General features: G+C 71.8%; 13 protein-coding genes. 9 read left to right on the top strand and 4 right to left on the bottom strand.

The features are described 5' to 3' along the window. Positions 1–320: 320 nt before the first annotated feature. Complete coding sequence (locus OG689_RS36255) at positions 321–1754, bottom strand: FAD-dependent monooxygenase (RefSeq protein ID WP_266325506.1); 1434 nt, start codon at positions 1752–1754, stop codon at positions 321–323. A gap of 391 nt (positions 1755–2145) precedes the next feature. Between OG689_RS36255 and OG689_RS36250 the strand changes: the two genes are divergently transcribed. Continuing rightward, on the top strand, positions 2146–3138 hold the full coding sequence (locus tag OG689_RS36250) for a hypothetical protein (RefSeq protein WP_266325504.1): 993 nt from the start codon (positions 2146–2148) through the stop codon (positions 3136–3138). Then, on the top strand, positions 3135–3452 hold the full coding sequence (locus OG689_RS36245; protein ID WP_266325502.1) for a hypothetical protein: 318 nt from the start codon (positions 3135–3137) through the stop codon (positions 3450–3452). Before OG689_RS36250 ends, OG689_RS36245 begins: the two co-directional genes overlap by 4 nt. 268 nt (positions 3453–3720) lie before the next feature. On the opposite strand, the gene OG689_RS36240 is transcribed toward OG689_RS36245, so the two are convergent. Next, positions 3721–4656, bottom strand: coding sequence for a hypothetical protein (locus OG689_RS36240; protein ID WP_266325500.1), 936 nt, complete (start codon positions 4654–4656; stop codon positions 3721–3723). A 314-nt stretch (positions 4657–4970) separates the two neighbouring features. Here OG689_RS36240 and OG689_RS36235 point away from each other — a divergent pair, with 314 nt between their 5' ends. From OG689_RS36235 to OG689_RS36220, 4 genes are all read left to right on the top strand, one after another. Next, entirely contained in the window at positions 4971–5420 is a 450-nt protein-coding gene (locus OG689_RS36235; protein WP_266325497.1) for a hypothetical protein, read from the top strand. A gap of 340 nt (positions 5421–5760) precedes the next feature. Continuing rightward, positions 5761–6267: a hypothetical protein gene (locus OG689_RS36230; protein WP_266325495.1), complete on the top strand. Its 507-nt coding sequence runs from the start codon at positions 5761–5763 to the stop codon at positions 6265–6267. Between the two features lie 815 nt (positions 6268–7082). Then, the gene (locus OG689_RS36225; RefSeq protein ID WP_266325493.1) at positions 7083–7295 is read left to right on the top strand and encodes a hypothetical protein; all 213 of its coding nucleotides are present in this window, start codon (positions 7083–7085) and stop codon (positions 7293–7295) included. Between the two features lie 295 nt (positions 7296–7590). Further along, on the top strand, positions 7591–8286 hold the full coding sequence (locus OG689_RS36220) for an alpha/beta fold hydrolase (protein ID WP_266325491.1): 696 nt from the start codon (positions 7591–7593) through the stop codon (positions 8284–8286). A gap of 99 nt (positions 8287–8385) precedes the next feature. On the opposite strand, the gene OG689_RS36215 is transcribed toward OG689_RS36220, so the two are convergent. Continuing rightward, the gene (locus OG689_RS36215; RefSeq protein WP_266325489.1) at positions 8386–9342 is read right to left on the bottom strand and encodes a helix-turn-helix domain-containing protein; all 957 of its coding nucleotides are present in this window, start codon (positions 9340–9342) and stop codon (positions 8386–8388) included. A gap of 474 nt (positions 9343–9816) precedes the next feature. On the opposite strand from OG689_RS36215, the gene OG689_RS36210 reads away from it, so the two are divergent. Beyond that, positions 9817–10323, top strand: a complete 507-nt coding sequence (locus OG689_RS36210; protein ID WP_266325487.1) for an RICIN domain-containing protein — start codon at positions 9817–9819, stop codon at positions 10321–10323. 194 nt (positions 10324–10517) lie between these two features. Continuing rightward, entirely contained in the window at positions 10518–11741 is a 1224-nt protein-coding gene (locus OG689_RS36205; protein ID WP_266325485.1) for a glycosyltransferase, read from the top strand. Positions 11742–11936: 195 nt separating this feature from the next. Here the strand turns inward: OG689_RS36205 and OG689_RS36200 are convergent, their stop codons facing one another. Next, the gene (locus OG689_RS36200) at positions 11937–12164 is read right to left on the bottom strand and encodes a hypothetical protein (protein ID WP_266325483.1); all 228 of its coding nucleotides are present in this window, start codon (positions 12162–12164) and stop codon (positions 11937–11939) included. Positions 12165–12671: 507 nt separating this feature from the next. Here OG689_RS36200 and OG689_RS36195 point away from each other — a divergent pair. Beyond that, on the top strand, positions 12672–12875 hold the full coding sequence (locus OG689_RS36195) for a cold-shock protein (protein WP_030918248.1): 204 nt from the start codon (positions 12672–12674) through the stop codon (positions 12873–12875). Positions 12876–13042 lie beyond the last annotated feature (167 nt).

The raw sequence follows: 13042 nt of genomic DNA, 5'->3' as shown, positions 1-13042 counted from the left end.
GACCCCGTGCCCCTGAACCACCGGATCGGTGAGCCCCGGGCGGACCGGCGTTGACGATCGGCCCGGACTGCGGGACGGCCGGGCAGGAAGCCTTCGCCGAGGCCCGGTGGCGATCCGATGACACTCCGGTGACGCTCTGCGAAGCGCAGCGGCGGCGAGGTCCGCAGCGGCGGGGCGAGGGAACACCGGCAGCCCCGGTGGCGGCCGGTGCGAGCCGTCGGGGACCCGAGGCCGCCGCGTGCCGCTCGGTGGTCACGTCCGCGGCCCTGCCATCACGTACGTGACGCGGCAGCAGGGCCGTCCCGGTGTCCGGCTCCCGGTCAGGCCGTGGCGGGACGCTCGGGCTGCGCCTCGGTCGGTACCGGCCCCGCCGGCGCGATCGGTGCGGTCGCCGCGGTCACAGCGGTCACAGCCGTCACCGTGGTCGCCACGGGCCGCCTGCGGAGCACCCGGGCGAGGACGCGCGGCGCGAAGAGGCGCTGCGGGGGCGACTTGAGATTGGCCACCCACAGGAAGGCCCGCCCGACCTCGGTGTCCTCGGCGGCCGCCCGGTGCAACCGGGACACGTACCGGTTGAGGAGCTTCACCCGAAGGGTGCGCCGGCCCTTCACGAACGGGAAGCGCAGGTCGGCGCCGACCGACATGTCCCACGGGACGTCGGCCGCCTCGGTCGCCTGCTGCAGGAACCGCCGGACGGCCTGGTCGCCGCTCCCCTGCGCGAGGCAGTCCCGCAGCGCGATCGCCTCGCAGGCGGCGACCGTCATGCCCTGCCCGTAGGTCGGGTTGAACTGGCAGATCGCGTCGCCGAACACCAGGTAGCCCTGCGGCAGGCGCTCCAGCCGGTCGTAGCGCCGCCGGATCGACACGGGGATGCGCATCAGCCGGGGCTCGGTCAGCGGCTCCAACCGCGACAGCAGCCGATGCAGGTCGGGTACCGGCAGCCGCTCCGCGAAGCGGTGGTAGCCCTCCGGGTCGAGCGGAGGATTGTCACCGTTCATCCCGAACAGGGTCACCAGCCAGCGGTCCCCCTCGCCGCTGAGCGCCACGCCGCCGCGCGGCGCGTCGGCCGAGGCACCCACCACGTAGGCGTCCGCGTCCTCCGCGCCCGGCCGGCGCCGGTACTCACGCGAGACGTACACCAGCTCGGAGTCGACCCGCTCCTCCTGCGGCGGCTCGTAACCCAGTGCCCCGAGCCAGGTCGCACCGCGGTTGCCCCGCCCGGTCGAGTCCACGAAGAGGTCGGCGGGCACCGTCTCCGGCTCGGAGTTGACCCGCAGCAGCCGCACCCCGGTGATGCGGGTGCCGCCGTCGGCCGCGACGGGTTCCAGCACCTCGCAGCGATCGTGGATCTCCACCCCCGGCAGCGCCGCCACCCGTGAGCGCAGGTACCGCTCCAGCGCGGGCCGGCTGACCAGCAGGCAGGGCAGCCCGGAGGGCGCCCGGAGCAGCTCGTGCCCGTCGTTGAACCACCGCACGTCCGCCTGTGCGTCGCAGACCAGCGCGCCCCCGGCCACCAGGTCCTCGCCGAGGCCCGGGAACAGCTCCTCCAGCACGTCGAAGCCCCGGGACAGCATGCCGTGCGAGTGGTGGCTCTGCGGGACTCCCCGGCGCGGGGCGCCGCCCTGCGGCAGCGCGTCCCGCTCCAGCACCGTGACCCGCCCGTACGTCTCCGACAGTGCCCGGGCCGCCAACAGCCCGCCGATCCCCGCTCCCGCGACGACCGCATGACCGTCTCTTCGACCCTCACCCTTCATCGGTGCCCTCCTCGCCGCCCCTGCCGGCCTGTCCGCCGGCAGGGCGAGCATGACCGACGCGACTCAACGACCGATTGTCATCCGATTGACGCGCGGCGGCCGTCACGCCGAAGCGGCCTGAAGCGCCCCCGGCCCGAACTGCCGGACAGGCCCGGACGAACGGGCGACGGGGCTGACGACTCATCGAATGGCGCACGATCACCCGGGAATGGTTCGATCACGACTGGATCCTCGCCGAGGATGGGAGCGAGGCGGAGCGGGTGTCCGAGGAGCGCCCAGGTGGCCGGTTCGACGTCCGTCCGCACCAGTTGGTTCGACTCCTTGGCCGGCCGGCCCGGAGGCACGTACCCAGGAGTCCGGAGGCACGTACCCAGGAGTGAGGAGAGCGCCTGTGGCAGGTTTCGCATGCCCGCACGCCAGGAGGTGGGCTGCTCGGTTCATCGTGGCGGCACCCGGGGCCGCACTGGCCGTGCTGCTGCCGTTCGCCGCGCCGGGCGGTGCCGTCACGCACTCCGGCCCGCCACCCTTCCCGGTGGCGCAGGCCTTGGACGGGGAGGGACCGCTGGCCTCCACCGCGGAGGTCACCGGCCTGTGCGGCAAGGCCTCCGACTGCAGCTTCCGGATGTACGACCTGGTCCCGCGCGAGTTCGTGAGCGGCGTGCTGTCGGTGGGCAACGCCGCCATCAACTGCACCGGCAGCGAACTGGAGATCGACCGTACCGTCACCTTCGTGACCAGCAGTACGGACAACATCGGCGGCGAGATCTCCGGCAGGGCGGCGATCGAGGGCGGGGTGGACACCACGGTGACCGTCTCCGGCTCGGCCAACGTGACGCCGGGCATCGTGAACAGTGTCACCCAGTACGGTCCGAACAAGGACAAGGGCCCGTCCACCAAGGACGACACGAAGAACACGGCCGAGGTCACCGGGACGGTGGCGGGCTCGAACGCGCTGCACCTGGGGGCCAAGGCGAGCTTCGAGTCGGCGTTCCAGGCCTCCTTCTCCCGTCAGGGGCAGGCCGTGACCACCGAATCGACCAGGGTGGTGTTCAAGGTGAGCGCCGGCGACGAGATCCAGTTCGGGATGGTGAACGCCATGTCCCGCGCGGCCGGCGAGCTGAAGGTGAACAGCACCGGCAAGCTGATCAAGAACATCACCGTCGACAGCCCGTCCAGCGTCACAGTCAGCTCGATCGTCGCCCAGACCTTCGCCGTCCCCGACAAATGCCTGTCGATTCGGCCGCCGGGGCGTGCGGGCGGCGGTGGCGTGCATGCAGGTGGCGGCGGCCTGATCGAGCTCACCCCCGGGCAGGCCGAGAGCGCCCGGCGGCTGCCGGACGCCGTGTACGTCCGCGGGACCGAGGGCACCTGGAGGCCGCGATGACCAGCAGGACCAGCAGGACCAGCAGGACCAGCAGGACCAGCAGCAAGGCCTTCCCCCGACCGCTGCCGGCTCTCGGAGCCGCCCTGACCGGTCTGGCGCTGTGTGCCGGGCCGGTGGGACCGGCCTTCGCCGCCGAGGGCGGTACCGCACCCGCGGCCCCGGCGCCGGTTGCGGGGCAGACGGTACAGGCTCCGGGCGGTGACACGCCGTCCGACGAGGCGGCGGGGATCGCGCACCGGTGCGGGCAGGAGTACGACTGCTCGTTCCGGATCCTCCCCGGCATCTCGCGCGAACTCACCTCCGCGGTGCTATGACGTTCTTGATCAGCTTGCCGATGCCGTCCACCCGCAGCTCGCCCACGGTGCGGACCGCTGCCTGTCGATTCGGCCGCCCGGCCGCTCGCTCGGCGACGGGCTGATCGAGGCGGCGCCGCGTACCGACGGGACGCGGCCGGTCGCCCGGTACCGGCAGGGCACGGACGGCGGGTGGGCGCCGATGGACTGAGGCGCCGCTGGACCGAGGCGGCCCGTATGCGTGAGTCGGCCGCGGCGGCCAGGTGTGTCGGCCAGAGGCCCAGCAGATCTAGGGGCCCAGCAGGACCGACCGGCTCTCCCGGCCGGCGGGCGAGCCGTCCAGGGTGATCAGCCGCCGGTCCGTGCCGGCGCCGTTGTCCGGGGTGCCCGCGGTCGGCCGGGCGGCGCCGCAGCGCTGCAACTCCGCCTCGGTGAGCGGGCCGGTCCGCTGGTAGAAGCGGTCCGGGAGCGAGGACGAGGGGACGTCGAAGACGGCGTCCAGCCGGTACTTGTTGCGGGCGTTGGTGAAGCTGCCGACCACCCGCTCGCGGGCCGGCTGCACCTCGATCCAGCTCATCTCGCCGGGCTGGATGGTGGGGTTGAGCGACTTGGTGGTGGTCCGTGACCAGGTGAGCGGGTTGCTGGTGCTCACGGCCGCGGAGTTGCCCCCCGCCATGCTGAAACCGGCGGCCACCTGGGAGGCGAGATTGGGGCGGCTCTGCGAGATGTCGGAGCGGCTGGGGACCAGCGGGGCGCCCTTGAGCGCGTAGTACTGGGTCAGGTTGTCGTACGGGGGCTCCGTCGTCTCCATCGGGTGGTCGTCGACCACCGCGTTGCGGGTGCAGTTGATGTAGACCTCGCCGACGATCCTGGTCCGGCCGTAGTACCGGTAGGAGTACCGGTCGTCCACGGTGAACACGCAGTTCCCGGCGCTGCCCTCGCAGTCGTCCACCGCGACGCCGGGCTCCAGCGGATCGTTGCCCCGGTAGGCCTTCGGGCCGGGGAGCTGCTCCTTGCGGATCTTCTGGTCGACCGGCGCCGGCGTCTGCTTGGCCGCGACGTTGGTGATCAGCGGGCCGCAGGAGAGCGAGTCACGCTTCTCCGCCGAGTCGAAGGACACCATCGGGTTGTCCTCCGGCGCGGTGAACTCGAAGACCCGGCCGGTGGCCCAGTTGGCGGTGCCGACGGGCCCCGGATGGCCAGGACCTTGAGGGAAGACATGCACCCTCCGTCCCGACCGGCCCAAGGTCTGCGGGCCTGCGTCGTCCTGCTCGTCGTCGCCGTCCCCCTGCTGGGCGCGGCCTCCGTACGACCGGCCGTCGCCGGGCGGGGCGGCAGCGCTGCCGCCCCGCCCGGCGACTCCCGCCTACGGCCCGTCCCCCTACCGCCCCACGGTGACCTGAACACCGGCGGCGTGCGCACAGCCTCGCCCTGCTCGCCGACCAGACGGTCGTCGCCTGGGGGCACAACAACTACGGCCAGCTCGGCAACGGCACCATGGTGGGGAACCGTCGTCGTGGCGGCTGCGTCCGAGGTGGCATGAGTGTTCCTGTGGGCGCAAGGGCCGCGCGGGCGCCGGGGGTGCGAGGGCCGGCCCTCGCGCGTGGGGCCGCCGGCGTCGGGGCCGTGGTGTTGGGGCTGGCCGGTGGTTACGGGACCGCCTTCCTGGTGGCGGCGGCGCGCAGTTACTGCGATGCGGCCTGGGAGCCGCAGCACCGGTTCGTGTTCTCGTTCGTCGAGTGGCCCGGCCTGGAACTGCTCTGCCTCGTCGCGGCGGTGGCGGTATGGGCGGGCTCGAGGCGGCTGACGGCCGGCCTGGCCATCGGCTGGCGGGGAGTCGTACCGGTGAGCCTGGTGCTGCTGACCCTCGCCGTGCTGGCGATCGGGTGCTTCGCAGTGCTGGGCACACCGAGCGGGTACCCCGGTGATTCAGGGCTCTGCCCGGCCAGCAACATTCCACCGTGGTGGCCGTCCGGGCTGCCCGCCTGAGCGGACGACGTCCGACGGCCGGGGTACCGGCGGGCAGGTCGCACGACAAGCGCGGCGCGGGGTACAGGGTGCGGGACGGCGCGAGCGCGCTCAGGAGCGGGGGCGTGGCAGCAGGGAGCAGCAGCCCGGCGGCCCGTCCCCCGGGGTTCGACCGCCTCCGCCGTCGGCCGTAGCGCACCCCCGGGCCCGGGCCGCCGTCAACTCCTTCGAGACGTCCGTCGGCGAGGCCCACGCGAGACTGCAGCAGTCGTGGCACACCGTCAGCAGGGTTCCGCCGGCGAGGGGACCGACCGGGTCGTCACCGCGATACCGTCCTGGCAAGAACAGCCAAGGGGGCAGGATGACAGGTCAGATCGCGTTCGATTGGCAGCTCAGCGGTAGCGGCTGGGCAACATGCCGAATCGCTGACGCGGCCGCCGAAGCGAAGTACGTGGTCAGTTACTGCACCGATGCCTTGGCCGACCTGCTCTACGGGCTGGGAGGCATGTACCGTCCGGACCCGGTCGAACGGGTCTCCTTCGACCTTGAACCCGTCGAAATCAGGTGGGTGCTTCGTCGCGTCGGCGCAGGCGTTGACGTCTCGATCTACAGGTTCCCCGACATGTCCGCGAGCTTCGACGCTCCCGACGCCGACGGCACCGTTTCGTGGCGATCAACCCAGCCTCGCAGCAGGCTGGTGCACGCCGTGATCGGAGCCGCCCGGAAGGTGTTGCACGAGTACGGCGAAGCAGGCTACGAGGCCCGGTGGGTTCGGTTCCCGTTCCCAGTCGGTGCCCTCCAGGACCTTCGGCGACTGCACTTGTCGAACGACGAGTGCGACCAGCCGCACGAGTCGCTCGTGCCGTAGCTCGTGGGCGGGAAGACGAAGGCCGTCTCGTACGAGCTGGCCGACGGTCCAGTTCACCGTGCCACCGCCAGCAGCGCGGCTGCCACCCCCAAAGCGAACCGGTGCAGGGCCTGGCCGGCGGCGTACATCCCGTTCGGACCCCCCGAGTTCAACTGAGCGAAAGCAGGCGAGCCGGTGGGTTCCTGCGGTGTCTGCGGGTTCGGATGTTCGGTCGTGCGGACGTCCGGTACTCCTGCGGCAGCTCGGCGCCGATCTGCGCCTCCAGTTCTGCCAGGTCCGCAGGGGACAGGACCGGGTCGAGGCGGAAATCATGACCGTTCGATCCGCACACAGCGGGACACGGTCCCGACCGGACCGGTGCAGACGCCACTGCCTCCACCCGCTCCCGTACGCCCACCCACAACTGATCATCCATGTCGCGGAGCGTAGACCGCCCCTCGGACAGGCGAACCGGGGCCCGGGGTAATCGCGCGGTCCGACTTCGCTGTCACGAAAGACCGCCGGGCCACCCGAAGTGCCAATCGGTCCGACTTCGGTGTCACTGGTCACCCGGTCCCTGGCCCGCCTCAACGGACTTTGATGTCCCGTCTCGGGTGATCTGGTCCAAATCTCAGATGATCCGGGCAGATTCGCCAGGGCGTTTCCGGTGATCTGGCCCGCCGGGACTGCTCGCAGATTTTGGTTGCCGAGAGGTGCAGGGCGACTGACCGTCAGGCCTCTACGGCGACGAGTTCCGACCCACGCCGGACTGCGACCAGACCCACCAGGAGCACCACTTCGTCGAGGAACTGACCTTCGCCGACGCGGACTCGATCATGGCCATGCTGCATGAACTGTGCCCGCCCCCGGTCAACGGCTACCTGCCGGTGTGGGTGCGCAACCTCGCGTACCGGTTGGTGCTCCTGCAGCGACCGGACGAGCCGGAGCTGATGCGGGAGGCCGCCCTGAGCCTTGGACTGTTCGGCCCGGAGTGGGACCACATCGCGGCAGACCTGAGCCGGCGCGCCGACGCGCTGGAAGCAGGCTGAGCAGGTCACGGTCTGAGCCGGAGGCGGATCGGGGTGCGCCCCGGTCCACCCCGTGGCGGACCGGCCCTCCCCCGCCACGCGCCGCCGACCCTCCGTCGGCAGGTGCCGGGGGTTCTCGGGCAAGGGCTTGGCGGCGACCCGGCGCGCCGACGGCGGCGGAACCGGGGACCGGTGCTGCGAGGATTCCGGCTCCGGGTCCGGCCGTGATTCCGTCGGTGATCTCCGGATCTCCACCGGGACGGCCGTTGCGTCTACCGTGGGTCGAAAGGCGGCCGAGGCGGACGTGGAGGCAGCGATGAGGGTCGTGTTCGTGCACGGGGCGTGTGTGCGGGACGGGTCGTGGTGGTGGCACCGCACCGCCGCGCTGTTGCGGGAGCGAGGGGTGACGAGCGTGGCGCCGGAGCTGCCCAGCTGCGGCGAGGCGGGCCTGCCCGCAGGCGCCGACGGTCCGGGGCTGTCCGAGGACGTGGCGGCGGTGCGGCAGACACTGCTGGCGGACGACGAGCCCACCGTTGTGGTCGCCCACAGCTACGGCGGCATCGTCACCGCGGAAGCCGCCGCGGGCGTCGGGTCGGTGCGCCATCTGCTGCTGGTCTCCAGTTACCTGCCCGAGGTCGGGCAGAGCCTGTCGGAGTTCGGGGACGGTGGCCCGGCCCCGTTCCTCGACGTCGACCCCGCCGCCGGCACCTTCGGGGTTCGCCCCGACCTGCTCGTGGACACTTTCCTGCAGGACTGCGACCCCGAGGTCCGGACGCAGGCGGCGGACCGCCTCGCCCGCCAGAGCCTGCGGGTGACCGGGCAGCCGGTCGGGGCGGCCGCATGGCAGCGGGTGCCCTCGACGTACCTCGTCTGCGCCCAGGACCTGGGCACCCCGCCGCGTCTCCAGAGGGAGTTCGCCCGCCGGGCCGGCAGCGTCGTCGAACTCGACGCCGGCCACCACCCGTTCCTGTCCCGGCCCGCCGCCGTCCGGGACCTGCTGCTGAGCCTGTGACGGCGGCGGCAGGACCCGGCACCAAGGTGCGAGCGGGCTCCGACGGCCTCGGGGCGGTCGCACCGGGGCCGGCCAGGACGAACACGCCGGCGTACCCGGTCAGTGACCGGTCTCTGCCTGGCGGGCGCGCCGTGCGTTCTCGCGGTGCTCGGTCGGCGTGGTGCCGTAGGCGTCACGGAAGGAGCGGGTGAAGGCGGTGGCGCTGGCGAATCCCCAGCGTGCCGCGATCGCCTGGACGGGCTCACGCGACGCGGGGCGGGCCAGGTCGGCGTGGCACCGTTCGAGTCGTCGTCTGCGGATGAAGCCCGCGACGCTCTCGGGCCGGCCCTGGAAGAGTGCGTAGAGGGTGCGCAGCGAGATGTGGTGCCGGGAGGCGATCGCCTGGGGTGTGAGGTCCGGGTCCCCGAGGTTGTGCTCGATGAAGCCGTGGACCCGGTGCAGCATCGTCTGTGCGCAGGCCTCTGCCGGCCTCTCCTCCGGGTCTCCGAGCTGCTGGGCCAGGCATGCGGTGACCAGGTCGAGCGTGACGGCCCCCATGCGGGACAGCTCCTCGTCCCCGCAGTGCTGCCTCTGATCGAGGAGCGTGCCGAGAAAGCCGGCGAGGATCGCCCCGGTTCCGTGCCGCGCCGGGATGCGCTGCGCGAGGAGGCGGTCCACCCTGTTCGGGCGCAGCGGCAGGGCGGACCGGGGTATCTGCAGGGTCAGCGTGCGGACCGGCCCGGCGACGCGGAGACAGGCCGTCTCGGACGGGCGTGAGGTGTTCGACAGCACGATGTCTCCGGTGACCAGTGCGTCGCGGCCGAGCTGGTTGACCCAGAGGGTGCCCGCTGAGACGAAGTTCAGCTGGTAGCTCTCGGGATCGCCCTGCCTGATGTGTGCCGCGGAGCGTCGCGCCGACATCGGCGAGAAGGCGAACGCCGACATCCGCACGGTACCCAGGTCCAGGTCCGTCATGGTGGCGTGGAAGTCGGCCGCACGGTCGGTGCTCAAGGAGAAGGGCATCACGTCGCTGGACACCGTCGCGCAGAACCAGTCGAACCTGTCCGCCGGCGACACGGCAGCAGCAGACGCACTCGACCATCCCACGAAGTCCTCCACATACTCACGGCGCGACGGCGGGGCGGACCTTCGTCGGCGGTACCGCGCCGGCGCCGGCGGGAGGACCAGCCCTGAACAGTCCATGATCCACTAGCCATAGGTCGCAGTACAAGGTGACCTGGGCCCCAGCGGGAATTGGCGCCGCGTCATACCGCCCTGGCCGTCCCCTGACGAGTCATCGGCGGGACGGGGGCGGGCGCCGATCTGCAGGCGCACCAGCCACCCTGATTGCACGACAAGTCGAGAATCCCTGCACACCACGCACACCCCCGCACGGCGCGTCGATCTAGATTCAGTGGGCGCCGAAGACGCCGTCCAGGTGTCAGCGCTGTCCACCCCGGCCGCAGGGGCCCGCGGGTGCACAGCGTTTCCTGGACGACAACTCCGGTGCATGTTTCCGATCAAGTAATCATCTTCGGGGGGACTCGTATCATGCGCACTCGCGGCATACGCGCTGCGGCCACGGCCGCCATGCTGCTCGGCTTCACTCTTCCGGCGGCCTCGTCGGCCCACGCCCAGCCCCCCGGCATGCCGATGCTGAACGTCCAGCCGTCCGGGACGAACAAGTGTGCAACGCCGCAGGGGAACAGCACCGCCAACGGCACCCGCATCACCCTGTGGACGTGCACCGGAAGCGATCTCCAGAACTGGATCTGGCGCGGCGACAGGATCGTCCACGAGACCAGCGGAAAGTGCCTGACCCCGGAGGGTGACCGCATCTACTCCAACGGCGCGGTACTGACCCTGTGGCCGTGCACCGGTGCCGAGAGCCAGGACTTCGACCAGTCGGTGTCGGACTTCTTCCGGGAGATCAAGACCTCGCACTCGAACAAATGCCTGACCAACTACGGCGGAAACCTCGGCAACGGCACCTGGGTGACCCTCTGGACCTGCGCAGGCGGAGAGCCCGCCGAACAGAACTGGCACCTGGAGCTGTAACGCCCGCGGCCACCGTCCGACCGACGGCCGCGGCCACCACGGAGCTGTTCCTTCGAACGGCCCGACGTCCGACCGCGGCGGCTGCCCGGGCACCTTCGGGTCTGGTCACCGCGCCCTGCCGGACCTGGCCGGCGGGGGCGCGGTGGGCGCCCCCGCCGGCCGAACCCGACATCCCACGAAATGAGAATCGCCGCATGCGCGTGTTGTTGATGGCCTACGGGTCACGCGGAGACGTCGAACCGCTGGTGGCGGTCGCGGCGCAGCTGCGGGACCTCGGAGCGGACGTACGGATGTGCACGCCTCCGGACTTCGCGGAGCTGTTCGACTCCGTCGGCCTCCCGCTGGTGCCGATCGGCGAGCCGGTGCGCCCGTTCGTGAAGGGGGTGCTCACCGGGAGGACGAAGGCTCCCGCTGAGGGGCTGCCCGCACGCGCGGCCGCGCTGACCGCCACGACCTACGAGGCGGTCGTCACGGCCGCCGAGGGATGCGACGTCATCCTGGCGACCGGTTTGCTCCCGGCCGCGGCCGGCGCGCGGACGGCCGCCGAGCGCCTGGGCATCCCCTATGTGTTCGTCGCCTACTTCCCCGCCTACCTGCCCTCGCCGCACCACCCGCCGTTCGAACGGCCGGGCCGGCCGTTCCCACCCGGTGCGACCGACAACCGAACGCTGTGGGACCTGGACACCGAGACCATGAACGTGCTGTTCGGGACCGGTCTCAACACCCACCGGGCGTCCGTCGGCCTGCCGCCGGTGGCCCACTTCCGCGACCACGTCCTCACCGACCGCCCCTGGCTGGCCACCGACCCCGTGCTCAGCCCGTGGCAGGAGCCGGCCGACCTCGACGTGGTGCAGACCGGCGCGTGGTTCCGGACGGACGACCGCCCGCTGCCGGCCGACGTCGAGGCGTTCCTGCGCGCCGGCGAACCGCCGGTGTACGTGGGGTTCGGCAGCATTCCCATGCGCGACGCCGACGACGTGGCCCGGGCGGCCGTCGAGGCGGTCCGGGCGCAGGGCCGCCGTGTGCTGCTCTCCCGCGGCTGGGCCGACCTGGCCGTGGCCGACGACCAGGACGACTGCCTCACCGTCGGGGAGGTCGACCACCACGCCCTGTTCCCGCGGGTCGCCGCCGTCGTCCACCACGGCGGCGCCGGCACCACGACCACGGCCGCCCGCGCCGGTACGCCCCAGGTGGTCGTACCCCAGCTGGCCGACCAGCCGTACTGGGCAGGCCGCGTGGCCGACCTCGGCATCGGCGCGGCACACGACGGCCCGAACCCGACGTTCGCGTCGCTGTCGGACGCGCTCGCCGTCGCCCTGGCTCCCGGGACCCGAACCCGGGCGGCCGCTGTGGCCGCCACGATCCGCACCGACGGTGCGACGCTGGCCGCGAAGCTGCTGATCGACCGGGCCGGCTGAGCAGAGTGCTCGGCCAGGAGGCCCGCCACCCGGTGGCGGGCCTCGGGCTTTGGGCCCGGACGGCCTCCGGGCCGGGGCCGACTCGACCGCTCACCGGCCGGCTGAAGCACTCCGCCACCCGGCCGCTCGTACCGCTGCCCGCTCGGGCGGGACTCAGCCCCTGGTTCTTGCCGCCCTCTCCTGGGCGCATCCGGGTCAGAGTTTGAACATCCCGGTGCAGGGCGGGGTGATGCGTTCCTGCCGTGATCCGAAGTCGACGAGTACCGCGATGTGGCTGTCACCTTCGACGCCGATGGCCCGGCCGAGGCCGTACGTGTCGTGGGTGACCCGGTCGCCGACGGCGAAGTGCTTGCGCGGTGCCGCCACTCGGGCCTTGAAGGGGCTGGTGGGTAGCGGGAGGGGAACTGCTGCAAATTTCGTCATTTCCTCCGGTATGCGCCGGGAAGCGGGGGCGCCGGTCCTTCCGGGGCATTTGATTTCGGTGGGACCGGAATGTCGCGTTCGCCGCCCGGCGTGCCGCCGGGCGGCGCCGGTGGGCCTGGTGCGTCGCCTTCGCCGGGGCCGTCCGCGGCGCGGGCGGGCGCTCCGCCTGCGGAAATTGCCCGCCTTGGGGGCCACCGGTGCCCCGGCGGCCATCTGAGCACCCAACTCGCTTTGCTCTCCAGTGGGTTGATGGCCTATCGGGCCGGGGTCGGCGGGCAGCGGCGGGAAGGCTCCGGCTGGCGGGGGTGAAAATTCCACCGCGGCGGGCCGTGGCCTGCTAGAGTTGTCCTAGTTGCAGTAGTGGTTCCCATGAACTTTGTGTGCGCCTGCTGATGTGTCGCAGGCGCATTTTTTGTTTCCCGGTTTTTCCCCGGATGGGTGCTCATCGCGGCGACTCGGAGCCCGCACTGTGCGGGCTCCGGACAGCCCCTTGAAGGAGATTTTTTTATGGCTAATGGCACTGTGAAGTGGTTCAACGCGGAAAAGGGCTTCGGCTTCATCGAGCAGGAGGGTGGCGGTCCTGACGTGTTCGCCCACTACTCGAACATCAACGCCAACGGCTTCCGTGAGCTGCTCGAGGGCCAGAAGGTCGAGTTCGACGTCACGCAGGGCCAGAAGGGCCCGCAGGCCGAGAACATTCGTCCGCTGTAGTTTTTCCGCCAGGGCACCCGCCTGGCAGCGAGGGCCCGCACCGCGTACATGCCCGGTGCGGGCCCCCTCGGCGTCGTGCCCCCGGCGCCTCCCTGGGCCGCTCAGGCCCACCGGTTCCGCCACCGGCGACCATCCCCACGTGAGACGCACGGCGTCTCGTCCGGATC

The sequence above is a fragment of the Kitasatospora sp. NBC_00240 genome (assembly GCF_026342405.1).
Taxonomy (GTDB): Bacteria; Actinomycetota; Actinomycetes; order Streptomycetales; family Streptomycetaceae; genus Kitasatospora.
This window is presented reverse-complemented; position numbering and strand designations above follow the sequence as displayed.